The 26655-nt window shown below is 68.4% G+C and carries 19 protein-coding genes; 15 read left to right on the top strand and 4 right to left on the bottom strand.

Annotated features, from left to right (window positions below; all coding sequences use genetic code 11):
- Window positions 1-237 precede the first annotated feature (237 nt).
- From J2S76_RS04110 to J2S76_RS04080, 7 genes are all read left to right on the top strand, one after another.
- Complete coding sequence (locus J2S76_RS04110) at window positions 238-4860, top strand: rhamnan synthesis F family protein (RefSeq protein ID WP_307057793.1); 4623 nt, start codon at window positions 238-240, stop codon at window positions 4858-4860.
- Window positions 4861-4919: 59 nt separating this feature from the next.
- Window positions 4920-5834, top strand: a complete 915-nt coding sequence (locus J2S76_RS04105) for an NAD-dependent epimerase/dehydratase family protein (protein ID WP_370874693.1) — start codon at window positions 4920-4922, stop codon at window positions 5832-5834.
- Between the two features lie 101 nt (window positions 5835-5935).
- Entirely contained in the window at window positions 5936-7222 is a 1287-nt protein-coding gene (locus J2S76_RS04100) for a hypothetical protein (protein WP_307057789.1), read from the top strand.
- 4 nt (window positions 7223-7226) lie between these two features.
- On the top strand, window positions 7227-8042 hold the full coding sequence (locus tag J2S76_RS04095) for a COG3904 family protein (protein WP_307057787.1): 816 nt from the start codon (window positions 7227-7229) through the stop codon (window positions 8040-8042).
- A gap of 349 nt (window positions 8043-8391) precedes the next feature.
- Entirely contained in the window at window positions 8392-9012 is a 621-nt protein-coding gene (locus J2S76_RS04090) for a LemA family protein (RefSeq protein ID WP_307057785.1), read from the top strand.
- A 2-nt stretch (window positions 9013-9014) separates the two neighbouring features.
- Complete coding sequence (locus tag J2S76_RS04085; protein ID WP_307057783.1) at window positions 9015-9854, top strand: TPM domain-containing protein; 840 nt, start codon at window positions 9015-9017, stop codon at window positions 9852-9854.
- On the top strand, window positions 9854-10474 hold the full coding sequence (locus tag J2S76_RS04080) for a TPM domain-containing protein (protein WP_307057781.1): 621 nt from the start codon (window positions 9854-9856) through the stop codon (window positions 10472-10474). Before J2S76_RS04085 ends, J2S76_RS04080 begins: the two co-directional genes overlap by 1 nt.
- A gap of 63 nt (window positions 10475-10537) precedes the next feature.
- Here the strand turns inward: J2S76_RS04080 and J2S76_RS04075 are convergent, their stop codons facing one another.
- Together J2S76_RS04075 and J2S76_RS04070 are read right to left on the bottom strand one after the other, a co-directional pair.
- Window positions 10538-11383, bottom strand: coding sequence for a YihY/virulence factor BrkB family protein (locus tag J2S76_RS04075; protein WP_370874692.1), 846 nt, complete (start codon window positions 11381-11383; stop codon window positions 10538-10540).
- A gap of 389 nt (window positions 11384-11772) precedes the next feature.
- Complete coding sequence (locus tag J2S76_RS04070) at window positions 11773-13095, bottom strand: UDP-glucose dehydrogenase family protein (protein WP_307057779.1); 1323 nt, start codon at window positions 13093-13095, stop codon at window positions 11773-11775.
- A 432-nt stretch (window positions 13096-13527) separates the two neighbouring features.
- Between J2S76_RS04070 and J2S76_RS04065 the strand changes: the two genes are divergently transcribed.
- The 8 genes from J2S76_RS04065 (at window position 13528) to J2S76_RS04030 (ending at window position 24305) form a co-directional block, all read left to right on the top strand.
- Window positions 13528-14598: an ABC transporter substrate-binding protein gene (locus J2S76_RS04065; protein WP_307057776.1), complete on the top strand. Its 1071-nt coding sequence runs from the start codon at window positions 13528-13530 to the stop codon at window positions 14596-14598.
- A 62-nt stretch (window positions 14599-14660) separates the two neighbouring features.
- Window positions 14661-15800, top strand: a complete 1140-nt coding sequence (locus J2S76_RS04060) for a YncE family protein (protein ID WP_307057774.1) — start codon at window positions 14661-14663, stop codon at window positions 15798-15800.
- A 25-nt stretch (window positions 15801-15825) separates the two neighbouring features.
- Window positions 15826-17094 carry an isochorismate synthase gene (locus J2S76_RS04055; protein WP_307057772.1) on the top strand — a complete coding sequence of 423 codons (1269 nt, stop codon included), beginning with the start codon at window positions 15826-15828 and terminating at the stop codon, window positions 17092-17094.
- Window positions 17091-18716, top strand: coding sequence for a (2,3-dihydroxybenzoyl)adenylate synthase (locus J2S76_RS04050; RefSeq protein ID WP_307057770.1), 1626 nt, complete (start codon window positions 17091-17093; stop codon window positions 18714-18716). Before J2S76_RS04055 ends, J2S76_RS04050 begins: the two co-directional genes overlap by 4 nt.
- Before the next feature lies 1 nt (window position 18717).
- A complete protein-coding gene (locus tag J2S76_RS04045; RefSeq protein ID WP_307057768.1) occupies window positions 18718-19359 on the top strand; it encodes an isochorismatase family protein in 642 nt (213 codons plus the stop codon).
- On the top strand, window positions 19359-19646 hold the full coding sequence (locus tag J2S76_RS04040) for a phosphopantetheine-binding protein (protein ID WP_307057766.1): 288 nt from the start codon (window positions 19359-19361) through the stop codon (window positions 19644-19646). The genes J2S76_RS04045 and J2S76_RS04040 overlap by 1 nt, the downstream gene beginning before the upstream one ends.
- Before the next feature lie 4 nt (window positions 19647-19650).
- Window positions 19651-23547: a non-ribosomal peptide synthetase gene (locus J2S76_RS04035; protein ID WP_307057765.1), complete on the top strand. Its 3897-nt coding sequence runs from the start codon at window positions 19651-19653 to the stop codon at window positions 23545-23547.
- Window positions 23529-24305, top strand: a complete 777-nt coding sequence (locus tag J2S76_RS04030; RefSeq protein WP_307057763.1) for a 2,3-dihydro-2,3-dihydroxybenzoate dehydrogenase — start codon at window positions 23529-23531, stop codon at window positions 24303-24305. Before J2S76_RS04035 ends, J2S76_RS04030 begins: the two co-directional genes overlap by 19 nt.
- A gap of 101 nt (window positions 24306-24406) precedes the next feature.
- Here J2S76_RS04030 and J2S76_RS04025 read toward each other — a convergent pair whose 3' ends face one another.
- A complete protein-coding gene (locus J2S76_RS04025) occupies window positions 24407-25228 on the bottom strand; it encodes an ABC transporter ATP-binding protein (RefSeq protein ID WP_307057761.1) in 822 nt (273 codons plus the stop codon).
- The gene (locus J2S76_RS04020; RefSeq protein WP_307057759.1) at window positions 25228-26319 is read right to left on the bottom strand and encodes a FecCD family ABC transporter permease; all 1092 of its coding nucleotides are present in this window, start codon (window positions 26317-26319) and stop codon (window positions 25228-25230) included. The genes J2S76_RS04025 and J2S76_RS04020 overlap by 1 nt, the downstream gene beginning before the upstream one ends.
- Between the last annotated feature and the right edge of the window lie 336 nt (window positions 26320-26655).

Below are 26655 nucleotides of genomic sequence, written 5' to 3'. Positions count from 1 at the left end.
TGCGTTCAGTTCCGGCCTTCTGGGGCGCGAGAAACGCGCGGCGACGCTTCGCCAGCGGTTCGGGGCGAGGCCTGCTTCTGTCGACCCTACCAAGCTACCGTACCACTTGACGCTTCATCCTTTCGTCGGCACAGCTAATGGGAGCGCTGTGTGTTATCCGACGGGACGCAGGGGTGACATTCATTGGCCCATGGCTGAGGATGCGGCGCTCTAGTTTGGTCCTGAGGTTGCATTTGAATGGGCGATGCGGCGTACGGCGAAGAATATTATCGGCTGTACTGTGGAATTCCTTATACACGGGAAGAACCGCACTGGCAGGCCTTCTTCGCGGGTGTCGCGCAGCGAATTGATGAAGCGTGGGCGCCGAAAACCGTCTTCGATGCCGGCTGCGCCATAGGATTTCTTGTCGAGGCTCTGCGCGCGCGCGGCATCGAGGCGTTCGGCCGGGACTTCTCGTCTTATGCCATCGGGCAGGTGCCCGCAGGATTGCAGGCTTACTGCGAATGCGGCTCGATCGCCGATCCGATCGAGGCATCCTATGATCTCGTCACATGCATCGAGGTTGTGGAGCATATGCCCCCGGCCGAGGCCATGCGGGCGATCGAGAATATGTGCCGCGCGGCGCCACGGGTCCTGCTCTCGTCAACGCCGCTGGATTTCGCTGAAGCCACTCATATCAATGTCCAGCCGCCGCTTTACTGGATGCGGCTTTTCGCGCAGCAGGGCTTTGGGCCGAGGGCGGAATTCGACGGCTCGTTCCTGACCCCCTGGGCCATTCTGTTCGAGCGTCGACCTGTCGCCCCCATGGAGGCCGAGCTGGAGGTGCAGGCCCGTCTGGTGATGAGCCGCATCGAGACGGAAGAGCGCAAGCGGCGCATCGCCGGGCTGACGGCCGAGAATGCCGCCCTGGAGAGGCGCCTTGCGGCGATGGCGACCCGTTCAGCCTTTCCGCGCGCATTCAAACGGCGCATCGCCCGGCTGAAGGAGAGGCATGGCGTCTTCGCCTTTGGCCGCAGGAAGATTGCCGAAGACTGCCGGCACGCCGAGGCGGAACCGCCGGCGCTTGCCGCTGACGCCGCGGAGCCGCAGACGCTTGCCGCAGACGCGGCGCAGATCGAGGCGTCGGGGCTGTTCGATGGCCAATGGTATCTGGAGCGTTATCCCGATGTGCCGGGAAACCGGCAGGACGCGCTGCGCCACTATATCGCCTATGGGGCGAAGGAGGGGCGCGATCCCAATCCCGTCTTCTCGACCCAGTTCTACGTCGACACCTACCAGGAGGTCCGGGCATCGGGGCTCAACCCGCTGCTGCACTACCTGACGCGGGGCTCGGCGGCGGGGTTGAAACCCTCGCCCGACTTCGACCCTGTCTGGTATCGCGACGCCTATCCCCACAGCCTCGCCGCTGGAGAGGAGCCCCTCCAGCACTATCTGCGCGAGGGCTGGGAGCAGGGGCTGCGCCGGCGCGCCGAGGATCGGGTCCGCCTGCCTGCGACGGCAAGAATCGAGACGATCAAGGTGGCGGCGCCGGCCGACGAACTGGTTCTCTTCGTCACCCATGCGCCGGGCGGAACCATCAAACCGCATGTGGGCCGCTACATCGATGCGCTGAAGAATTGCGGGCTATCGGTCGTTCTGATCATCGTCGCCGACCGGGGGCATGAGGTCGACCCGGCTGACATGGCTGATCGGGTCGATGGTCTGGTCATTCGCGAGAATGGCGGCCTCGACTTCGCCGCCTGGGCCCATGTCGCCGGCCTCGTCGATCTCTCGGGGGTGCGGCTCCTGGGCCTGATCAATGACAGCCTCGTGGGGCCGTTCAGTGACGCGGCGATGCAGGCGGTGATGGCTCGGGTTCGCGCCTCCGAGGCGCAGATTGTCAGCCTGACCGACAATTATGAATTTCGCCATCATCTGCAGAGCTATTTTCTGGTGGCCAAGGACCAGGGGGTGGCCGAACTCGCCGCTTTCCTGTCCGGCGTCCAATGGCTGCAGAGCAAGCAGGACGTCATCCTGTCCTATGAGCTTAACGTTCTTGCCGCCTTCCAGACGAAGGGACTTACGAGCGAGGCGCTGTTTCCGAGCCGGGGGCACACCAACCCGACGACGACGCAGTGGCGCGAGCTCATCGAGCAGGGGTTTCCCTTCATCAAGATGGCCGTTCTCCAGGCGCACGCTGTGGCAGAATGGCGTTCGCTGCTGGCTGCCAACGCCTACGATCCCCAGCTCGCCGAAGGCAGTCTCGCCGTCATCGCCAGCGCCCGCCGATTGGCGGCCCCGCCGTCGGGCAGTGGTCGGCCTGCGCTGCCGAGCGACCGCGACGCGGCTCCGCTCGGACAATTGCGGGAGGTGGTGGCGCGGTGGATCGCGGCGACGGCGCGCGCAACGGCGCTGGAGCAGGAGCTGTCCCGAAGCCGCAGGCACCCGCTGCGACTCGTCCGCGCCAAGCTGAAGTTCAACCTCTACACCTGTCTGGCGGCTCTTTCGCCGCCGCTCCCGGCGGACAAAGCGGCGAGATACGCACGGCGTGCCTTGAAATACGATCCGGCCCGTTCAGATGCCGAGCCAGGGGGAAGCGCGGCGCCGCCTTCGGTCTCCATGGCCGGTGCGGCGCGCGCTCATCCGGGGGGCAAGGAGCGCGATGCCGAGAAGAAGAACATTCTTGTCGTGAGTCACCAGGCGAGCCGAACGGGCGCGCCCATTCTGACGCTCAACATCGCACAGCGCCTCGCTGAGAAGTATAATGTAACCATCCTTAGCCTGCTGGGCGGGGAAATCCTTGAGGATTTTCGTGCCGTCGCCGTGACGGTGATCGATGCCAATCTCCACAGTATGGAGTCGGCGCCCTATGAGAAGCTGATCGCGCGCCTGGCGTCCGAAACGGATTTCGCATTCGCCATCGTTAACTCGGTCGAATCTCACGCCGTGCTGGCCCCGCTCCGCCAGAATGGCGTGCCCACGGTCGCCCTGCTGCACGAATTCGCCGCCTATACCGGCAAGAGGTCGGCTTTCCCCGATGCCATGCGCTGGGCGGACGAGACCGTGTTCTCGACGCAGCTGACGCTCGACAATGCCTTCGACACCAATCGGATGGACTTCACGCCGCATCTGCACGTCATTGCGCAGGGCAAATGCGTTGTTCCGGGAAAGCAGATAGCGGAGGCCGAGCAGGACGCCGAACGGGCCATGCTGCGCGAGGTTCTGTCGTCGGGGCAGGACACGCTTGCCGGGAAGCGCAAGCGCTTCCAGGTTCTCGGCGCAGGTACGGTGGAGATCCGCAAGGGCATTGACCTGTTCATCGAAACCGCGAACAGGGTTCTCAAGGCGCCGGGGGGTGAGTATGTGCATTTTGCCTGGTTGGGCGAAGGCTACGCCCCAGACCGCGACTATGCCTATTCGGTCTATCTGCGCGATCAGCTGCAGCGCGCCGGCATCGCCGACCGCGTGACCATGCTGCCGGCAACTTCGGAAATCGAGCTTGCCTATGAGATGGCGGACGTGCTGCTCGTTTCCAGCCGTCTCGATCCACTGCCGAATGTGGGTATCGATGGGCTGGCGCGCGGGATGCCCGTGCTCTGCTTCGAGCGGGCCACCGGAATCGCCGAGCTGTTGACGCAAGCGGGCCTCAGGGAGGCCTGCGTCGCCGATTATCTCGACACAGCCGACATGGCCAAAAAGCTCCTGGCCCTCGTCCGGTCCGAGGCGCTTTGCAAAGAGGTTTCCGACAAGGCGAAGGTTTACGCTGCCGCGAATCTGGACCTTGGGCGCTATGTGGAGCGCCTTGACGCGCTGGGCCTGAAGGCGAGGAGCCGTGCCGACAAAAGGGCTGGCGACATCGAGACGATCATCGCCTCCGGTCGCTTCCGCGCCGATTTCTTCGAGGCCGGGACGGGCGAGACGGCGGCGTCGCGTGATCTGGTCGCGGCCTATATTGATCGCCTGGGCCAGATCGGGGCGGCGCGCAAGCCGGAGCCGGGCTTCAACCCGTATGTCTATGCGCAGACGCTCGCCAGCGGGTATGATGGCCGTCGCGAGGCCTATGCCGATTTCCTGCGCAAGGGCCGCCCTCCCGGTCCGTGGATGCTGGAGGTCCTTCAGGGGGGCGAGCAGGCCCACCGGCCAGGTTCGGCTCCGGCGATCCGAGCCGCGCTTCACCTGCATGCCTATTTTCCTGAGCGGCTGCGGGAGTTCGCGGCTCGCCTGGCCCTGAACGAGGCTCAGCCGGACCTGTTCATCAGCGTGGGGGAGATGGCCGCCCCCGAACAGGTGGAAGAGATCTTCAAGCGGCATCGCGGGCGCGTGGTGGTGCGCCAGACGCCCAATATCGGGCGCGATATCGCACCCCTGCTCTCCACCTTCGGTCCTCAGCTGGTTGAGGACTACGAAGTGGTCGGGCATGTCCACATCAAGCGCAGCGTCCAGCTCGCAAACGCCGCCATGGTGTCGGCCTGGAGCGATTTCCTGCTGGAGAACCTGCTGGGCGGCCCGCAGGGCGGGCGCATGATGGATCTTGTCCTCGGCCATTTCGCGCAAGATCCGAAGGTGGGTCTTATCTATCCCGACGATCCGCACATCTTCGGCTGGACGCGAAATTGGCGGAAGGCGGAGCGTCTTGCGCGTGCGATGGGGCACGCGGCGCTTCCGAAGGCGATCAATTTTCCGATCGGCACCATGTTCTGGATGCGAACGGCCGCGCTCAAGCCGTTCGTCGATCTCAAGCTGGAAGGATCGGATTATCCCCGCGAGCCGCTGTCCGACGACGGGACGGATCTGCATGCGCTTGAGCGGCTGTTTGGTGTAATTCCACTGCTGGAAGGTTGGCGGGCGGTTGTGACCAATATAAGGGGCGTTACCCGTTAATTGCCTGCCGGGGCAGGTCTGAGGGATGGCCTGGCCATTCGAGCGACAGGACGATGTGTGTGAAGACGCTTGTAATCGGGGGCTGCGGTTTCATCGGTTCCCATGTGGTGGACCGGCTGCGGGCTCGCGGGCATAGCGTCAAGGTGCTCGACCGGCAGCCGGAGAGGTTTCGCCCGCCGGTGGAGGGTGTTGAGTATCTTGTCGGCGACTTCAGCGACCAGATGGTTCTCATCGAAGCCTTGGCGGGGGTCGAAGCGGTGCTGCATCTGGCCGGAACCACCGTCCCCGGCACGGCGGACCTTAACCCCGCGCTGGATGTGCAGGGAAACCTGATCGGCACTCTCGGCCTGCTCGATGCCATGAGCCGGGTGGGGGTGTCGCGGTTGCTGTTCCTGTCGTCCGGCGGCACCGTCTATGGACGACCCGACCAGGTGCCGATCCCCGAGACGCATCCGCTGCGGCCGATAAATTCCTACGGAATCGTCAAGGTGGCGATCGAGCATTATCTCGACCTCTACGGCCGCACGCGGGGGCTGTCGCCGGTGACGATCCGCGCCTCCAATCCCTATGGCCCGCGACAGGGCCACGCCGGTGTGCAGGGCGTCATTTCCACCTTCCTGACCAGGCTTCGCCAGAATGAGCCGATCGAGATCTGGGGCGATGGCAGCGTGGTGCGCGACTATGTCTATGTGACGGAACTGGCGGATCTGTGCGCCCGCGCCGTCGCGACGGACAGGACCGGCCCCTATAATGCCGGCAGCGGGCAGGGCACGTCGCTGAACGAGATCATCGCCATCCTGCACGCCGTCACCGGCCGTGACATCGCGCCGCTCTATCGACCAGGACGGGCTCTCGACGTGTGCGAATCCATTCTGGACGTCTCGCGGGCGAAGGCCGATTTCGGTTGGGAAAGCACAATCCCGCTGCGCGAAGGGGTGCGGGCAACCTATGAATGGATGGCGCAGGCGGGGTAACGGAGCTGTGACGCGGGCGAGCGGACCCGCGGGACCCTGCGTCACATTGCCGGCGCAAAGCCCGGCAACATCAAGACAGTTTTCCCACGAGGTTCCCCTGAATGGCTTCGGCTCTGCGCGAAGGCGTGTCCGGGCTCGACACGACCATGCGCCTCACGCTTGCCGTGCTGGCCCTCGCGTCGGGCGTCTACACCTATCTCGGCGTTCGCGAACTGCTCGACGGCTCGCCCGTTATGACGGTCTTCGCCGCGATCATCTATTCGAGCGCGGTCTCGATCGCGATCTACGCCTTCTGGTCGTTCCTGCTGCGCTTCCTGCCGCATGTGCGGGACGTGGCAAGCCGCCTGTGGCTCACCGCCGCCATGCTGCTCGGCTCGCTGATGATCATCGCCATGTCGTCCTGGCTGAACGCCGCGGCGCTGGCGGGGGCGGCAGCCATCGAGCAGCATCTCGCGGTGACGGTGCAGAACTACACCCGCGACCTCGACACGGCGCATAACCGGGCGCTGGGCGCACAGAGCCTCCTCCCCGATATCCAGCTGGCCTCGACCCGTTTCGCCCGCCTGGCAGACGCGGAGCGCGGCGGGGCGCTCACCGGCACCGGCGGGTCGGGCACGGTGGTCCAGTTGCTCAGCCAGATGTCCAGCCAGCTCGACGATCTCGCCCGTCAAGTCGCGGCGAGCGGCGAGCGGGCGAAGGCGTTGTATGAAGAGGGCAGCGCGCAGATCGCCCGGATGCGGGCCTTCGTCTCCGGGCAGGGCGACATCAAGGCCCGCTCGGATGCGTTCGGCGCCGAGGCGCTGGCGCTGATCGGCACCATCGCCTCGCTGGAACAGACCTCGATGGCGCCGGCGGTGCGGCGGGCGGCCGACGACCTCGTCACCGGCTTCATCGCCCCCGCCGCCGATGGCCGCACGGCGGATCTCGCGGGACGCCAGTCCACCGTTGTCGGCAGCGTCGAGAAGGCGGTGCAGGCGCAGGCGAACGCGCTCTCGCAGGCCGCCGACAAGATCATCGGCACCGGATCGGTCGAGCCGGCACGCTTCCAGCCGCTCTCCACCGCCGAGGCGGTGGTGCGCTATGCTGGCGATTTCCTGCCGAGCTGGGCCGGGGCCATCTCCATCGACCTGCTGCCGGCCGTGCTCGTGCTCATCCTGTGCGTGGTGCACGCCGCGATCCGGCGCGAGGAGCAACCGGCCGAGGCGGACACGATGTCGGCCGCCCAGCTCATCACCGCGCTGCGGCTGGCCCGGCAGGTGGGCGACGAGCGGCGGACGGCGTCGGAAGCGGAGGCGTTCGAGGCGGCGATGACCGAAGCGGAGGGGGCCGCGGTTTCGCCCGCCGCGACGGTCACGACACTGCCCGCCAATCGGATCAAGAAGGACTGAGCTTTTGGACGCCGCCGCCCCAGGCCCATCTTCTCCCGCGCCGGCGCGCGCGCTGTGGCGCCGCGCGCTCGGGGACCGTCCGGACGAGACGCTGCTGAGGCTGGTCTTCCGCGCCCTTGTCGGGCTGACGGTGCTGGTGGTGGTGTGGGATTTCCACGAGCGCGGGCAGGCGCCCGCTGCCCTGCCGAACGCCGACCCCACCGCCCCGGCCGAGGCGCCGGCGGTGCCCTATCTGCCGTCCGCGCGCCCCGACAAGGCGCCACCGGGCCAGGATCGCCCCGGCCGCCAGCCCGATGCCGAGCTGCGGCAGGCGATGACGATCGAATTGCTGGCCGATGGCCGGCTGGAGGCGCGGGGAACCATCACCCCCGGCACGGCCGAGCGGTTCAAGGCCGAGCTTGAGAAGCGCGGAAGCTATGTGAAGGCGGTGGCGCTGAGTTCGCCGGGCGGCTCGGTTGCCGATGCGCTGGCCATGGGGCGGCTGATCCGCGCCCGAGGGCTGGCCACGCGCGTCGAGGCGAAAGCGCTCTGCGCCTCTTCCTGCCCACTCATTTTCGCGGCGGGCGTCAAACGCACGGCGGAGCCGGGGTCGGCCATCGGCGTGCATCAGGTCTTTGCCGCCCATCAGCCGGGCGGGCCGCACCTCGATGGCGCCGAGGGCATGGCGCAGGCGCAGCGCGTCTCCGCCGAGGCGCAGCGCCATCTGGTCAGCATGGGGGTCGATCCCCGGGTCTGGATCAGCGCCATGGAGACCCCGCCGCAGGAGATGTTCTATTTCACGCCGGAGGAACTGCGCGAGTTCAAGCTGGCGACGCCCTAGGCTTTTTCAGACCGCGTCGCAAATCGGCGAAAAAAGCGCCGCGGCGCCGACATTTTTGCACTTCATCAATGGCTTGCCTGCATGGATGTCCCCCATCCCAAAGCGGGCTGGCGCGCCTATATCAAGCGCCTCTCTGACTGGACGTGCCGCCATGAGCGCTCTCGGCTTTCTCCCCATTCCCCTCGTCTCCGCCCTTTTGCTGGTGGGCTTTGCCGTTTCCATGATGATCGCCTTCAACGTGCTGGGCGAGCGAGGCAGCGGCAAGTCCTGATTGGAGTGATGAACTCGGCAGCGCTCCGCTCTATAGTCAGCGCGTCGCCAAGCGGCCGTGCTGCTGAAAGGGCCCGTCATGCCGAACCTCTCCCGCCTGTCGGGGTTCTCCCGCCGCCTTCTCGCGCCGCTGCTGCTGGTGGTGCTCGCCACCGGCCTTGCCGGCTGCGGGGTAAACAACATCCCGACCAATGAGGAGAAGGCCAAGGCGGCGTGGAGCGATGTGCTGAACCAGTATCAGCGCCGCGCCGAACTGATCCCCAACCTCGTCGAGACCGTGAAGGGCTACGCCCAGCACGAGAGCGAGGTGCTGACCCAGGTGACGCAGGCGCGGGCGCAGGCGACCTCGATCAAGGTCGATGCCTCCACCATCACCGACCCCGAACAGTTCCGGCAGTTCCAGCAGGCGCAGTCGCAGCTTTCCGGCGCGCTGGGGCGCCTGATAGCCATCTCCGAATCCTATCCCGACCTGAAGGCGAATCAGAACTTCCTGGCGCTTCAGGCGCAGATCGAAGGCACGGAAAACCGAATCGCCGTGGCGCGGCGCGACTATATCGAGGCGGTGCGCGTCTATAATACCGAGCTGCGCACCTTCCCCGGCGTCCTTTGGGCCAGCACGCTGTATCGCAGCAGCAAGCCGATGGAGACCTTCACCATCGCCGAGGAGCAGATGAAGGCGCCTCAGGTGAAGTTCAACTGACCGTGCGGGCGGTGATCCCCTCGGGACCCCTCAGGCGCGCCGCCGCGCGCGTGCTGCTGGCAGGGCTGGTCGTCCTCGCCGGCCTGTCGCTCGGCATTGGCGTGGCGTGGGCGGATATGACCTTCCCCGCCCTTTCCGGGCGGGTGGTGGATGGCGCGCAGGTGCTGAGCCCCGACGCCCGGGCGACGCTGGAGGCCAAGCTCGCCGCGCAGGAAGCGCGCACCACCGACCAGTTCGTCGTCGCCACCGTGCCCTCGCTGGAGGGCACCTCGGTGGAGGACTATGCGAACCGGCTGTTCCGCTTCTGGAAGCTGGGGCAGGGCGACAAGGACAATGGCGTGCTTCTGCTGGTCGCGCCCACTGAGCGGCGGGTGCGGATCGAGACCGGTTATGGGCTGGAGGGGGTGCTGCCCGATGCGGTGGCGAGCACCATCATCCAGACCGCAGTTCTCCCGGCCTTCCGCAACGGCGATTTCGCCGGCGGCATCGAGAAGGGCGCCGACGCGGTGATCGAGGTGCTCAATCTCGACCCGGAAGAGGCGCGCGAACGCGCCCGCCTTGCGGCCGAGCCGGCGATGAGCGGCGAGGATTGGGGGCACATCGTCTTCATCGTGCTGATGATCGCCTTCTGGGCCTTCGTGTTCTACCGGCAGGCCAAGTCGGGCCATCTGCGCACGCGCGGGCGGCGCGGCGCCGGGGCGCTCACGGGCGGCGCGGCGGGCTGGGACTGGTCACGCCGGAGCGGCGGCGGCTGGTCCGGCGGCAGCAGTAGTGGCGGTGGTGGTGGCTTCTCGGGCGGCGGCGGCTCCTCCGGCGGCGGCGGGGCATCGGGAAGCTGGTGATGGGCAAGAGCTTGAGCGAACAGGAACATGTGGCGGTGGCTGCCGCGATCGCGCAGGCGGAGGCGGCCACGGCGGGCGAGATCCGCGTCGTGGTGCTCACCCGGCCGCTGGTGCGCCACCCCTTCTACGGGCTGATGTGGGCGGCGCTGCTGGCGCTGGTGCTGCCCTGGCCGCTCGCCCTGCTGACCGCGCTGGACACGCCTGCACTGCTCTCCGTGCAGGCCTGCGCCTTTATGGTGGCCGGCGCGGTGCTGATCTTCACCCCGCTCGGGGCGCTCACCGTGCCGCGCTTTGCCCGCGAGGAAGCCGGAAGGGCCGCCGCCATCGACCATTTCCTGGCGCGGGGCATTCACCGGACCAGCGGCCGCACCGGGGTGCTGATCCTGGTGGCGCCGGCCGAGCATCTGGTGGAAGTGGTCGCCGACGAGGCGATTCACGCCAAGGTGGGGCATGAGGCCTGGGAGAGCGTGTGCGCCGCCGTGCTGGCCGGCGCCCGGCAGGGGCGACTCGGCGACGGGCTGGTGGATGGCGTGGCCGTGGCCGGTCACCTTCTCGCCCGGCATGTGCCGCCCATCGCCGGCGATACCAACGAACTGCCTGACCACATGATCGTCATCTGAGCGATCCGCCGGACAAGCCGCCGGAGCCGCCGGTGCCGCATTTGCCGGCGCGCGGCGGTGCGATCAGCCTTGAGCCGCGCCGATGGTGTCCGCCATCCGGGCCCCGCGCAGGCCCATCGGCAGGGGAGCGCCCGTGGTGGTGTCGATGGCGGTCTGATGCTCGATCTCGGCGTTCAATTCCGCGCCCAGCAGAAGCACCGACATCGACAGCCATATCCACACCATGAAGCCGATCACCGCGCCCAGCGATCCATAGGTCTGCTCATAGGAGGCGAAGTGGCTCACATACCAGGAGAAGCCTGCCGAGGTCGCAAGCCACAGAAAGGCGGCGACCGCGCTGCCCATGCTTACCCATTTCCATTGCGGCCGCTCCCGCGACGGGCCGAAGCGGTAGATGACGGTGATGAGGAACGCCACGACCACGGCCAGCGCCGGCCATCTCAGCCACGTAATCAGCCGCTCATTGCCGCTGGGAAGGTCGAGCACCGTGAGCATGAGCGGCAGCACCACCACCGCCGCAAGCGCGATGACCGCGAAGAGCACGGCGGCGAGGGTAAAGCCCAGCGTGACCAGCGTGAAGTGGAGGAAGGAGCGCCGCTCCTCCTCCTCATAAACGATATTGAGCGCCTCGATCATCGCCTTGGTGGCCGCGTTCGCGCTCCATAGCGCCGCTCCGAGGCTGAACACGAAGCGCCATCCAAGGCTGGAGGTCTCCGTCGCCCTCAGCCGCTGGATCTGGTCCCGCATCACCTCGATGGCGCCTGACGGCAGCAGCCAGGAGGCCGCCTCAAGCTGGCCCTGAATGGTTGCGGGGTCGAGGAACAGCCCGTAGAGCGAGATGATGGCCGCAAGGGCGGGGAAGGTGGCGAGAAGCGTATAGAAGGTGACGCCGGCCGAAAGGCCGAGCACCCGATTGGCAAAGAAGGCCTTGCCCGTGCGAAGGACGATATCGCGCCAGCCCCGACGCGGAATCTGAGCGGGGTTTGCGGCGGCGCGCCCGCGGGCGCCCTCCAAGCCCGCGCCGGCGTGGCTTGCCGTTCGAGGCGCGCCGCCAAAGGTCTGGCCCTGGCCTACTGAGCGAAGAGCCGCGCTGGCGAGGGCGCCGATCACGGCGCCGCTGAGGGCCGCGCTCCATATCGCGCGTCTTTCGCTTGTGCTCACGCCTGTCCCTCCCGCGCTGCCATCCCGACAACCCGCCACTGCGCGGGGGTGCGAGGCCCGCCCATGACCGTATCGGGTTGCTGGTCGAGGGGGCAACGCGACGGAGGAAGCCATGTTCCGCCGAGGGGCGCGCAGGCTCAGCCTATCGACAGATCGCCCCGTCCGATGCCGACATAGGTGAAGCCGCGGCGGATGAGGTCTTCTGGGGGGTAGATGTTGCGCAGATCGACCACGATGGGACTGCGCAGCTGCGTCTTCAGCCGGTCGAGATCGAGGGCGCGGAAGGCGTCCCATTCGGTGACGATGACCAGGCAGTCGGCGCCCTCGGCGCATTCATAGGCGCCGGTCGCGTAGTGGATGCCCTCGGGGAGAACCTTGCGCGCCTCCTCCATGCCGACCGGATCATAGGCGCGGATCTTCACCCCCCGATCGACCAGCAACTGCACGATGTTGATGGCCGGGCTGTCGCGCATGTCGTCAGTGTTGGGCTTGAAGGTGAGGCCGAGCACGGCAACGGTGGCCCCGCGCGGAGGCACGCTCAGCGCTTCCAGCACCCGGCGGCCCATCGCGGCCTTGCGGGTTTCGTTGACCGTGGTCACGGTCTCGACCAGGCGCAGCGGCGTGCCCGCCTCCTGGGCGGTGCGGGTGAGGGCCAGCGTGTCCTTGGGAAAGCAGGAACCCCCATAGCCGGGCCCGGCATGCAGGAATTTCGGCCCGATGCGGCGGTCGAGGCCGATGCCGCGCGCCACTTCCTGCACGTCGCCGCCGACCTTCTCGCACAGGTCCGCCATCTCGTTGATGAAGGTGATCTTGACCGCGAGAAAGGCGTTGCTGGCGTATTTGATCAGCTCGGCATTGGCGCGATCGGTGAACAGAAGCGGCGCGGTGTTCAACGAGAGCGGACGGTAGAGAGCCGCCATCACCTCGCGGGCACGCGGATCGGCGGTGCCGACGACGATGCGGTCCGGGCGCTTGAAATCCTCGATCGCCGCGCCCTCGCGCAGGAATTCGGGATTGGAGACCACGGCGATGTCGGCGTCCGGCGCTTCCTCGCGGATGATCGCTTCGAGATCGGCGCCGGTGCCGACCGGCACGGTCGACTTGGTGACAACGACGGTGAAGCCCTTGACGGCGCGGGCGATCTCGCGGGCGGCGGCGTGGACATAGGACAGGTCGGCATGGCCATCGCCCCGGCGGGAGGGCGTGCCCACCGCGATGAACACCACCTCCGCGCCCGCGACCGCTTCCGCGAGGTCGGTGGTGAAGTGCAGCCTGCCGTCGGCCACATTGCGGGCGACCAGATCGTCGAGGCCCGGCTCGAAGATCGGCATGATGCCCGCCTTCAGCCGCTCGATCTTGGAGAGGTCGGTGTCGACGCAGGTAACGTCGTGGCCGAAATCGGAAAAGCAGGTGCCGGAAACCAGGCCGACATAGCCTGTGCCGATCATCGCGACGCGCATGGGTGCTCTCAATCCGGTTGGCGGCGGGGCTCCTACCGCCGGTCAGGAGCCTTCTACCCTTTAGCCAATGGCGCCCTCCCTTTGGAGAGGCGTCGCGGCTCGTGGTTTCTGGGGCAAGAAGACTGCCAGCCTTCTGCGTCGTTCGAACGACACAGGAGTGCCCCATTGGCCTCGCCGGCCAGGGCGTTGTGATGACGCGACGTCAAGACAAGATGGAGGCATGTAAGTAAAAACGTTTCACATATAGAAAAGAATACAAATTAGACCAATTAAAAACAAGCAATTACAAATTGTTTAGTTGACATAACGGGCATTTCGGAGGGAATAGGCTCCGCAAATCGCGTTTCTTGCCGGTATTTTCCGCCCATGTTTTTCCGTATTCGCGCCAAGACTGCAGTTGCGTGCCGCCTCCGGGCGGGGTGGCGGGCGGCGTTGGCATTCGTCTTTCTTGCTTTGACGGTTCCGGCACAGGGGCAGATTGCGCTGAAGGACGTGACCGGGCGCGAGGTGACGCTGGCGGCGCCGGCCAAGCGGCTGCTGATCGACGACGGCCGCTTTCTCATCGCCCTGGCGCTCATCCACCGTGACCCGGTAAGCGTGCTGGCCGCGTGGCCGCACGACATCAACCGAATCGGCACGCGCACCTATGACGCCTACCGGGCGAGGTTCCCGGCCATCGTCACCCTCGCCAAGGTGGCGAGCTCGGCCGGCGCCGTCTCGGTGGAGCAGGTGGTGGCGGCGCGGCCCGATCTTGCCGTGTTCTCTCTCGGCGGCCAGCCCTCGCCGGAGGAGCGCGCGCGCATCGAGGCGGCGGGCATTCCGGTGGTGGTGATCGACTTCTTCACCCATCCGCTGACGCATATGGAACCGAGCCTGCTCCTGCTCGGGGCGGCCACCGGGGCTTCCGCCAAGGCGGAGGAATTCCTCGCCTTCCGTCGCAGCCATCTCGACGCGGTGCGCGACACGCTCGCCGGGCTGAGCGAGGCCGAGCGTCCGCGCGTGTTTCTCGAACCGCATGCGGCGATGACGGCGGATTGCTGCAATTCGCCCGGTCGGGGCAATGTCGGCGACATCATCGAGGCGGTGGGCGGCACCAATATCGGCGCGGCGGTGATCTCGCGCGCCTTCGGCAAGCTCAACCTCGAATATGTCATCGCCCAGGACCCGCAGGTCTATATCGCCACCGGCGGCAGCCACATGGAAGGCACTGCCGGGCTGCTGATCGGCCCGGAATACAGCGCCGACAAGGCGCGCGAGACGCTGGCGCGTGTGGTCGCCCGGCCGGGCTTCTCCGGCTTTGCCGCCGTGCGCGCTCACCGCGTCCACGGCCTCTCGCACCAGATGCTCAACTCGCCGCTCGACCTGTTCACGGTGGAGATCCTCGCCAAGTGGATCCATCCCGAACGCTTCGCGGCGCTCGATGTCGAGCGCACGGTGGCGCAGGTCAATGAGCGCTTTCTCACCGTGCCGGTCGAAGGACCCAACTGGATCAGCCTCGACTGACGGGGCCCGCCGGGGGGCGGCCCTGTCGCGGATATCCCGACATTACTCAACGGAGACACGTCATGCCGATCGACGCGACCTTTGCCCGGCCCTGCCTGCGATCGCTCGCCCGGGTTGCCCTTGCCCGGGTTGCCCTTGCCTCGGTGGCGCTGGTCGGCCTTGCCGGTGCGGCGCTGGCCGATCCCGAGTTCGTCAAGACGGTGAAGCCCGGCGCGGGACTGTATGAACTGGTGTTCAGCGCGCCGATGAACCGTGTCTATGTCGCCGCCGCTGGCGCCCGAGGGGCCACCGAGACCTTCATCTACGCGCTCGACCCGGCGACGCTGGAGACGAAGGAAACCATCGCGCTCGGCGACGACCCGGTGTTCGGGCTCGCCATCGACAACAAGACGAAGACGCTCTACGGCACGCAGACCCGCGACGGCTCGGTCGCGGTGGTCGATCTCGCCACCGGCAAGGTCGTGGCCAAGCTCGCCAAGGGCGAGAAGGCGCATGTGCGCGAGGTCGCCGTCGACGAGGCGGCCAACCGCGCCTATGTCAGCGTGACCGGCCGGCGCGACACGCCATCCTCGGTGTGGATCGTCGACGGCGCCAAGAAGGAAATCGTCGGTTCCATCGACAATCTGCCCGGCTCAGTGACCGGCATCGCGCTCGACGCCAAGGGCCAGCGCCTTTTCCTCTCCGCCATGGAGAGCAACGAGGTGCATGTCGTCGATCTCGCCAGCAAGAAGGTCACGAGCTTCCCTTCGGGCGGCGAGGGGGCGATCAACCTCGCTTATGATGCTTCCGGCGACCAGGTGTTCGTCGCCCATCAGGGCTCGGGCGAGGTCGTCGCGCTCGATGCCAAGGACGGCAAGGTCATCAAGAAGATTCCCACCGGCCCGGGCGCGCTCAGCCTTGCCATCGATCCGCAGCGCAACCTGCTCTATGTCACCAACCGGCAGGCCGGCTTCACCTCGCTCATTGATACCAAGACGTTGGACCCGGTCGCCAACATCGTCACCGGCTCGATGCCGCAGACCGTGACGGTCGATGTCGCCACCGGCAATGCCTATGTGTCGAACAAGCTGAAGACCGCCGGCCGTCCGCGTCCGGCCGCGCCGCCCGCCGGAGCCGCCGCGCCCGCCGGCGAGGCCCCCCGCGCCCGTCCGGTGCCAATGGTCGACCCCTATGGCGACACCGTCACCCTGATCAGGCCCTGATCGGCTGCGCCGGAGCCCTGCCATCATGACGGTTTCCCACGGAGCGATGCGTTGGCGCGCGGGTGCGGCGAGAACCGATTCGTTCGAGGCGGCGCCGGCACCCGGTCGCGTCGCCGACGCCGCGCCGTCGCTCTCCCCCGCGCCCGCCATGCCGTTCGTGCTCGCTTCCACCGGGGAGACGCTGGTGGCGCGGGGGTGGCTCGAATCTGTCGCCGAGGGGCTGGAGCCTCCGGGCGCGCGGGTGCGTCGGCTGCTGGCGGGTGGGGAGGGGCCCAGGCTCGTCGTCGGCGCGCTGCCCTTCGCGGCGCAGGTTCCAGCCCATCTCTATCGACCGGCGGAGCTGTCGCGCCGCCCCGGCCGCTCCGACCTCGCCTCCTCCTTCCCGCTGCCGCGCCGGGCCGAAAGCGCCCGCCCGGCGCGCTGGCAGGTGACGCCGGAGCCGACGCTTGCCGCCTATGAGGCCGCCGTCGCCGCGGCGTTGGTGCGGATGGCGCAGAGCCAGGAGGGGCTGCGCAAGATCGTGCTTTCGCGCAGCCTGAAGATCCTTGCCGACCGGCCGATCGATGCGGCCGCCCTGCTGCGCGCCCTGGCGCGGGATGTGAGCGTCGCCGCCTTCTGCGTGCCGCTGCCGAGCGCCGGTGCGCCGCGTGTGCTGGTGGGCGCGACACCGGAGCTTCTGGTGTCGAAGCGCGGCCGCGACGTCACTTCGCATCCGCTTGCCGGCTCGTCCCGCCGGGCCCGCGCGGCTGCGGCGGACCGCGCGGCGGCGCAGGCGCTGCTCGGCTCCGAGAAGGACCGGCGCGAGCACCGGGAGGTGGTCGAGGCCATACTCGACCAGCTGGCGCCCCATTGCACGGATCTCGCCGCCCCGGGCGAGCCGGAACTGACCTCCACCGCCAGCATGTGGCATCTCGGTACCCCGATCGCGGGCCGCCTGCGCGATGACACGCTTTCCGCGCTCGACCTCGCGCTGCTGCTGCACCCGACGCCCGCCGTCTGCGGCACGCCGAGGGCGGCGGCGGCGCGGGCCATCGCCGAATTGGAAGGCTATGAGCGCGGCTTCTACGCCGGCGCGGTTGGCTGGTGCGAGGCTTCCGGCGATGGCGACTGGCATGTGGCGATCCGCTGCGCTGAGCTTTCCGGATGTGAGGCACGGCTCTCAGCCGGCGCGGGCATTGTCGCCGGGTCCGATCCGGCGGCGGAAGGCGAGGAGACCTCGGCCAAATTCGCCGCCCTGCTCACCGCTCTCGGCATCGACGAGAAGGGCGCCCCCCTGATGGAGGAGCGCGCATGAGGCCGCTGCAGCAGGTCTGGCCGACGGCGTTTGCCGCCCGCTACAGCGACAAGGGCTATTGGCGCGGGGAGACCTTCACCTCGTTTTTGCGCGCGCGCGTGGCCGCGATGCCCGACCGGCTGGCCGTGATCGGGGGCGAGCAGCGCTGGAGCTTCGCCGAGCTGGACGCGCGGGCCGAGCGGCTTGCGCGCGGCCTGCTGGCGCTCGGGCTGAAGCTGGGCGACCGGGTGGTGGTGCAACTGCCCAATATCGCCGAATTTCTCTCCGTCGTGTTCGGCCTGTTCCGCGCCCGGCTGGTCCCGGTCTATGCGCTGCCGGCGCATCGCAGCGTCGAGATCGTCCATTTCGCCCGCACCGCCGAAGCGCGCGGTTACATCATCGCCGACCGGCATGACGGGTTCGACTACCGGGCGCTGGCGCAGGAGGTGTGCGGCGAGGTGCCGGAGCTCGCCCATGTCGTGGTGGTGGGCGAGGCCGGGCCGTTCACCGCGCTCGACGCGCTGCCGGATGGCGATGCGGCCGCCCTTCCCGAAGATGCTGAGCCGTCCGACGTAGCCTTCCTGCAGATCTCCGGGGGATCGACGGGCCTTTCCAAGCTGATCCCGCGCACCCATGACGACTACATCTATTCCTTCCGCGCCAGCGCCGAGATCTGCCGGCTGACCCCCGACAGCGTCTATCTCGCCGCGCTGCCGGTGGCGCATAATTTCCCGATGAGCTCGCCCGGCGTGTTCGGCGCGCTCTATGCGGGTTCGCGCGTGGTGCTGGCGCCCTCGCCGAGCCCGGAAGCCGCTTTCCCGCTGATCGCCCGCGAGGGCGTGACCATTACCGGCCTGGTGCCGCCGCTGGCGCTGCTCTGGCTGCAGGCGGCGCCGACGACGCCGCACGACCTGTCTTCGCTCGAGGTGCTGCAGGTTGGGGGCGCGAAGTTCCTGGCCGAATCCGCCCGCCGGGTGCGCCCCGTGCTCGGCTGCACGCTGCAGCAGGTGTTCGGCATGGCTGAGGGGCTGGTGAACTACACCCGCCTCGACGACCCGGAGGAGACCATCGTCACCACGCAGGGCCGGCCGATCAGCCCGGATGACGAGGTGCTGATCCTCGACGATGAGGGCCGCCCCGTGCCGGAGGGTGAAGCCGGCAACCTGTTGACGCGCGGGCCCTACACGATCCGCGCCTATCACAATAATGACGGCGCCAATGCCCGCGCCTTCACGCCGGATGGCTTCTACCGCACCGGCGACGTGGTGAAGCGCATGCTGGACGGCAATCTCGTCGTGCAGGGCCGGGCGGGCGACCACATCAACCGCGCCGGCGAGAAGATTTCCGCCGAGGAGATCGAGGACCATCTGCTCGGGCACCCAAATGTGTTCGACGCGGCGGTGGTCTCGCTGCCGGACGCGTTTCTCGGCGAGCGCTCCTGCGCCTTCATCATCGCGCAAGGCGAGACGCCGAAGGCGGCGGCGCTGAAGGCGTGGATGCGCCGGCGTGGGCTCGCCGACTTCAAGGTGCCGGACCAGATCGTCTTCGTCGATGGCTTCGAGACCACAGCGGTGGGCAAGGTTTCGCGCAAGGAACTGCGCGCCAGCCTGCGCCGGCGCTTCCTCGCACAGGCGGAGGGCTGACATGACCGCCAAAGGCTTGCCGACGATTTCCCCCTATGCGCTGCCTCGCGCCGAGGAACTGCCCACGCCGCGCGCGCCGTGGAAGCTGCAGCGCGACCGCGCGGCGCTGCTGATCCACGACATGCAGAACTATTTCCTGCGCCCCTTCACTTCCGGTGCCGACCCGCTCGTCACCGTCGTCGCCAACATCGCCGCGCTGGCGCAGGCGGCGCGCAAGGCGGGCGTGCCGGTGTTCTACACCGCACAGGAGGGCGACCAGGACCGGCGCGACCGGGGCCTGCAGGCCGACCTCTGGGGGCCGGGAATGAGCGCTGCGCCCGCGCATCAGCCGATCCTCGCCGCGCTCGCCCCGCAGCCGGGCGATTTCACGCTGGTGAAGCACCGCTACAGCGCCTTCCAGCGCTCGAATCTGGAGACTCTGCTGCGCGCGCGCGGCCGCGACCAGCTCATCATATCAGGCGTCTACGCGCATATCGGCTGCACGCTGACCGCCGCCGACGCCTTCATGCGCGATATCGAGCCGTTCATGGCAGCCGATGCGCTGGCCGATTTCTCCCGCGCCAAGCATGACCTCGCGCTGGCCTATGTCGCTGATGTGTGCGGCGTTCCGCTGAACACCGCGCAAATCCTGGAGGTGCTGTGATGGCCATTGAGCCCGGCGATATCCGCCGCATCTTAACACCTGCCGCCGCGCCGGTGACGCGCGAGGCCATGCGCGCCGACATCGCCCGGATGCTGCACGAGGACCCTGAGGAGATCGGCGGCGGCGACAGCCTCATCGACCTCGGCCTCGATTCCATGCGGGCGATGAACCTCGTCCTGAAATGGAGCGAGGGCGGGCTGGCGCTCGACTTCGCGGCCTTCGCCGAGACCCCGACGCTGGACGGCTGGTGGGCGTTGGTCGAGGCCCGGCAGAGCGCGGGCGCGTGAACGCATGGCCGAGCCGCAGGCCCATCCGCTCACCGAGGCGCAGTCCGGCCTGTGGTACGCGCAGCGGCTCGACCCCGCCAACCCGCTGTTCAATACCGGCCAGTTGATCGAGCTGACCGGCCCGCTGGACCGCACGGCCTTCGAGGCGGCGCTGGCGCAGGCGGTGGCGGAGGCCGACGCGCTCTCCCTGCGAATGATCGACGCGCCCGGCGGGCCGAGGCAGGTGATCGACCCGGCGCAGCGTCCGGTGCTTGATGTGATCGACCTCTCGCGGGAGATCGACCCGCTGGCGGCGGCTCAGGTGGAGATCGCCCGCGACATGGCGGCCCCGATCGACCCGACGCGCGACAAACTCGCCGCCGAGCGGCTGTTCGTGCTGGGGGGCGAGCGGCATATCTGGCAGCAGCGCATCCACCATCTCGCCATTGACGGCTACGGGATGATCCTGCTCACCCAGCGGGTGGCCGAACTCTACAATGCCCGCCGGCGCGGCACCGCCACCGGCGCGCCGCTGCCCGGCCTTGCCGCCGCCCTCGCCGAAGATGCGGCTTATCAAACCTCCGAGAAGCGTGAAAAAGACAGTGCCTATTGGCGCGCGCTGTTCGCCGACGCGCCAGATGTGGCGAGCCTCGCGCCCGGCAACCCTATGAGCGCGCCCGCCTTCCACCGCCGCGCGGTGGAGATCGACGCGCCCGCCTTCGCGCGGCTGCGGGCGGTGGCCGAGCGCACGGCCATCCCCTGGCCGGACGTCGTGACGGCGCTGACGGCTGCCTATGTCGGGCGCCACACCGGCACGTCGGAGGTGATCGTCGGCGTGCCGTTCATGGCGCGGCTCGGCAGCGCGGCGGCGCGAGTGCCTTCCATGCTGATGAATGTGCTGCCGTTGCGCGTCGACCTGACGGAGGGGGGCGACCGCAACGCCTATCTCGGCGCGGTGGCGAAAAGCCTCATCCGCGCCCGCCGGCACGGCCGTTACCGCTCGGAGCAGCTGCGGCGCGACCTCCGGCGGGTTGGCGGCCAGCGCCGGCTGCACGGGCCGCTGATCAATCTCCTGCCCTTCGACGAGACGCCGCGCTTCGACGGACTCTCCAGCCGGCTGGACGTGCTGTCGACCGGGCCGGTGGAGGACATCACCTTCACCTTCCGCCTGCACGGCACGGATGGCCTGCGACTGGAGGTGGACGCCAATCCGGACCTCTACGCCGCCGATGCCGTGGCGGCGCACGCCGCCCGGCTGGCGCATTTCATCGCGGCGGCCAGCGCGGCCGAGAACCTCGACGATGTGCCCACCGCGACGCCGGAGGAGGCGCAGCGCCACCTCTACGACCTCAACGGCACCGACCACTCCGTGCCCGACATCACGCTCGCCGCGCTGATTGAGGCGCAGATGCGGGTGACGCCGCACGCGCCGGCGCTGCGCTTTGCCGGGGAGACGATGGACTATGCCACGCTGGAAGCGCGCAGCCGGGCGCTAGCGGCGCGTCTGCCGGCGGGTGAGGGCGGCATCGTCGCGGTGGCACTGCCGCGCTCCTTCGATCTGGTGGTGGCGCTGGTCGCGGTGCTGCGGTCGGGGCTTGCCTATCTGCCGCTCGATCTCGCCCAGCCGGAGGCGCGGCTTTCCCGCATCCTCGCCTCGGCCAAGCCGCGCCTCGTGCTGGTGCGGGCGGAGGATGCCCACCGCTTCAGGGGCGAGGTCGAGGTTCTGTCGTTCTGCGACTGGCCGGTGGCGCCGGCCGAGGTGGCGCTCACCGGCCCGGCGCCTGATGATGCGGCCTATGTGATCTACACTTCGGGTTCGACCGGAGAACCGAAGGGCGTGGTGATTGAGCACCGCGCCATCGTCAACCGGCTGGAATGGATGCGGGCGCAGTATGGCTTCACCCAAGCCGACCGAATCCTGCAGAAGACGCCAGCGACCTTCGATGTCTCGGTGTGGGAGTTCTTCCTTCCATTGATATCAGGTGCTTGCCTTGTGGTCGCCCCGCCGGAGGCGCATCGGGATCCGCTGGCGCTGGCGCGGATCATCCGGGAGGAAGCGATCACGACAGCGCATTTCGTGCCCTCCATGCTGGCCGCCTTTCTCGCCGAGCCGGCCGTGCAGGGGCTGCGCCTTGCCCGCGTGTTCTGCTCCGGCGAGGAACTCCCGGCCGACCTGCGCGACCGGTTCCACCGAACCCTCTCCGCCGAGCTGCACAATCTCTATGGGCCGACCGAGGCGGGGGTGGATGTCAGCTACTGGCCGGCCGGCGCGGATGATGCTTCGCGCCCGGTGCCGATCGGATTTCCGGTGTGGAACACCCGGCTCTATGTGCTCGACGAGGCTGGCCGGCCGCAGCCGCCCGATGTGCCGGGCCACCTCTTCCTTGGCGGGGTGCAGCTGGCGCGCGGCTATCTCGGCCGGCCGGACCTGACCGAAGAGCGCTTCCTTCCCGACCCGTTCCGGTCGGGCGAACGGATCTACGCCACCGGCGACCTCGCTTTGTGGCGGCCGGACGGGGCGGTGGTGTTTCTCGGCCGCTCCGACCATCAGGTGAAGATCCGCGGCCTGCGCATCGAACTCGGCGAGATCGAGGCGGCGGCGATGGAGAGCGGCCTCGTGCGCCAGTGCGCCCTCCTCGCCCGCGAGGACCGGGGGACCACCCGCCTTGTCGCCTATGTGGTGGCCGAGCCCGGCGCCGACCTTTCCACGCTGAGGGCCGCAATGGCCGTCCGCCTGCCGGACTATATGGTGCCGGCGGCGATAGTCGCGCTCGACCAAGTGCCGGTGAACGCCAATGGCAAGCTCGACCGCACCGCGCTGCCGGCACCGGATTTTGCCAGTTCCGGCAGTCGTTTGCCGGCCACGCCGACCGAGCGGATGCTGGCGGGCCTCTTCGCGGCAGAATTGAAGCTCGGTTCGCCGGTCATGGCCGAGGACGACTTCTTCGCGCTGGGCGGGGATTCGCTCAGTGCCGTCGCGCTGCTGCTGCGGGTGCGCGCGGCGTTCGGCCGCGATCCCGGCCTTGGCGCCCTGTTCGCCCAGCCGACAGTGGAAGGCTTCGCCCGGCTGGTGGAGGCGGAGGCCCCGGCGGAGGATCTCGGCCTCGCGCCGCTTATCACCCTTGTCGAGGGCGCGCCCGACCTGCCGCCTTTGTTCGTCATCCATCCCGCTGGCGGCATTTCCTGGTGCTATGGAAGGCTGGCGCGGACGCTCAGCCCCCGCCGGACTGTGTATGGCCTGCAGGCGCCGGCGCTGGCGCCGGGCGTCGAGTCGCCGGAAAACCTGGAGGCGCTGGCGGCCGAGTATGTCGCGCGCATTCGCGCGCTGCGGCGGCAAGGCCCCTATCATCTGCTCGGCTGGTCGGTCGGCGGCATCCTCGCGCAGGCGATGGCGGTGCGGCTCGCCGAGACCAGCGCGGAAGTCGGCGTGGTGGCGCTGCTCGATTCCTACCCCTGCGATGTCTGGCGCGGCGAGCCGGACCCGGGCGAGGACGGCGCCTTGAGGGCGCTGCTCGCCATCGCCGGCCATGACCCCGACCGACTGCCGGCGCTGGCGCTGAACCGGCCTTCCGTGCTCGCTTTTCTGCGCGCTTCCGACAGCCCGCTCGGCCAATTGCCCGACGCGGCGCTGGACGGCGTGGTGCGGGTGGTGGCGGGCAATAACCGGCTGGTGCGCGGGCATTTTCACCGCCGCTACCATGGCCCGATCCTGCATTTCCGCGCCGCGCTGGACCATGCGGGGCGGGATCTCTCGCCGGCGCAGTGGGAGCCCTATGCGGCGTCGGTCGAGGTGATCGAGGTGCCGAGCCTGCACGCCCATCTCACCGGGCCGGCGGCGGTGCAAGCGATCGCCCCCGCGCTGGCGAAGGCGCTGGAAATGGCGGCAGCGAACGAGGAAAAGCCATGCGTGACAGCGGGTTGAGCGGCAAAATCGCGCTGGTGACGGGCGCGGCCGGCGGCATTGGTGCGGCCCTGGTGCGCCAACTCGTGGCGGAGGGCGTGCGCGTCGTCGCGACCGATCGCGAGGAGGCGGGGGGGGAGGCGCTGGCCGGGGAACTGGGCACGGCCGTTACCCCGTTCCTGCTCGATGTGCGCTCGACCGAGGCGGTGGACGCGCTGGTGGCGCGGATCGAAGGCGAGATAGGCCCCATCGATCTGCTCGCCCATGTGGCGGGCGTGCTCTCTTATGAGCCGGTGACGAGCCTTTCCGATGCCGAGTGGGAGCGGGTGCTGGACATCAACGCCACCGGCGTTTTCCGGGTGGCGCGGGCGGTGGCGCGGGTGATGAAGCCGCGCAATCGCGGGGCGATGGTGGTCGTCTCCTCCAATGCCGCCGGCATTCCGCGCCATGCCATGGCGGCCTATGCCGCTTCCAAGGCGGCGGCGACCATGTTCACCCGCTGCCTCGGGCTGGAACTGGCGCCGCACGGCATTCGCTGCAACATCGTCGCGCCCGGCTCCACCCTGACGCCGATGCAGACCGGCATGTGGGCGGACGAGCACGGCGCCGCACGGGTGATCGCCGGCACGCCGGAGACCTTCAAGGCCGGCATCCCTTTGGGAAAGCTGGCGAATCCGGACGATGTCGCCGACGCCGTCCTGTTCCTGCTCTCCGACCGCGCCGGCCATGTCACCATGGCCGATCTCTATGTCGATGGCGGCGCCACACTGCGCGGCTAGAGCATTTCCCCGATTAAATGAATCGGGGAAATGCTCTAGCTCCTTGAATCTACGCGTTTTCTTGACGCGAACCGGTATCCACTTCGCTCGAAAACGCTCAACTACACCGCGCGATCGACGATCACCTGCAGAAAACCCTGCGAGCACGGTTCGACGCGGGCTTCGACCTTGTAGACGCGGGCCAGCATTTCAGGCGTAATCGCCTGTTCCGGCGGACCATCTGCGGCGATAAGCCCTTGTTCCAGAACAACGATTCGCTGCGCGTAGCGGGCGGCCTGGGCGATGTCGTGCAGCACGATCACCACGATGATGGAACGCTCGCGCGCCAGTTCCGCCACCAGCTGCATCACCCGCATCTGGTGATGGATGTCGAGCGCGCTGGTCGGCTCGTCGAGCAGCAGCACGGTCGGCTCGCGCACCAGCGATTGCGCGAGGCTGGCGAGCTGGCGCTGGCCGCCGGACAACTCATCCAGGCCGCGCCGGGAAAGATCAAGGATTCCAAGCCTTTCCAGCACCTCCAGCGCGCGCGCCTGTGCCTGCGCTTGCGAAAGCACGACCTCGCTGCGGGCCGACATCAGCGCCGAAAGCGTCGCCTCGAACACGGTGAGCGCCACACGCTGCGGCAGGGCCTGCGGCATGTAAGTGACGTGCCGCGCATGCTGCGAAATCGGCAGTGCAGTCAGTTCGATGGGGTGGACGATCGGTGCAGTGGGACCAACGCGCGCCGCTTGACCGAGCCGGACCGACCCCTTCGCCGGCACCAGCCCGGCGAGCGCGCGCAGCAGGGTGGTCTTGCCGGCCGCGTTCGGGCCGATCAGCGCCGTCACCCCGCCGCCCGCAACCGGAGGTAGTGTGAGGTTGTCGATGACCGGCCGCCTTCCATAAACGACGGACAGGCCCTCGATGGTGAGGGAGGGCACCATCACATCCGCTCCCTGCGGGCGAAGATCAGCACCATGAAGAAGGGCACGCCGATCAGCGCGGTGATGATGCCGACCGGCAGCAGCGCGCCGGGCACGATGAGCTTCGAGCCGACCGAGGCCAGCGACATGATGACGGCGCCCGCCAGCATCGACGCCGGCAGGAAGAAGCGGTGGTCCTCGCCCACCAGCATCCGGGCAATGTGCGGCGCCACCAGCCCGATGAAGCCGATGGTGCCGACAAAGGCGACCGAGGTGGCGGCCAGCAGGCTCACCCGCAGCAGCGAGAAGAAGCGCAGCCGCCTGACCGAGATGCCGAAGGAGCGCGCCCGGTCCTCGCCGAGGCGCAGCGCCGTCATCCGCCAGGCGGCGGCCAGCGAGAACGGCACCACGGCGGCGATGACCAGCGCCAGCACGCCGAGCTTGCCCCAGCTGGCGCGCGAGAGGCTGCCCATGCTCCAGAACACCAGCTGCTGCAGCGCCTCCTGGCTGGCGACATATTGCACCAGCGCCACCAGCGCGTTGAAGGTGAACACCAGCGCGATGCCGAACAGCACCAGCGTTTCCACCCCGGTGCCGCGCAGATTGGCCATGGCCTGCAACATCAGCACCGAGCCGAGGGCGAAGAGGAAGGCGAAGGCCGGCAGGTTCCAGTCGGCGGGGATCACCGGCAGGCTCACCCCCAGCACCAGCGCCAGCGCCGCGCCGAAGGAGGCGGCGGAGGACACGCCGAGGGTGAAGGGGCTGGCCAGCGGGTTGTTGAGAATGGTCTGCATCTCCGCCCCGGCCAGCGCCAGCGCCGCCCCCACCAGCACCGCCATCAGCGCCATCGGCAGGCGCACCTGCCAGAGGATGACGCGGGAGGGGGCGTCGAGCCCGGCGGGGTTCACAAGGCCGGACACCACGTCGGCAAGCGGCAGGTTGGAAGGGCCGGTGGCGATGTCGACCACCAGCGCCAGCGCCATCAGCGCACCGAGCCCGGCGACGAGCAGAACGCGCCGGCGCACGAGGCGCGCATAGGCCGCGCGCTCGCCGGCATGGGAGGCGTGGGAGGCCGCATGGGCGGCAGGGGTGGGGGCAGGGGACAGGCGCATGCGATCTCCGGCCGCCCTTCGGCACCACAGGGCGCCAAGGGACACAAGGCGGTTCTGCATGAGCCGCAAGGGCGGGTCAAGTTCCTGCTGTATCAGGGAAATTTCTGGAATGGTTCCAGTGTGGAGTGGTCTTTGTGAGGCGGGGGAGCGGGAAGGGTCGCGCGCATCGCCGTCACCTCTCCCCGTCGGGGAGAGGTCGCCGCGCAGCGGCGGGTGAGGGGGCGGGCGAAGACGGTCGGGCGGGGCCCCGGCCTTCCGGCTTTCGCATCCCCCTTCATCCTGAGGTGCCCGGCAGCGCCGGACCGCGAGGGACGCAGGCCCGTGCCGCCGGCGGAC

Source organism: Ancylobacter vacuolatus (assembly GCF_030813595.1).
Taxonomy (GTDB): Bacteria; Pseudomonadota; Alphaproteobacteria; order Rhizobiales; family Xanthobacteraceae; genus Ancylobacter; species Ancylobacter vacuolatus.
The sequence above is the reverse complement of the archived record's forward strand: the minus strand, read 5'-3'. Positions and strand labels throughout refer to the sequence as shown.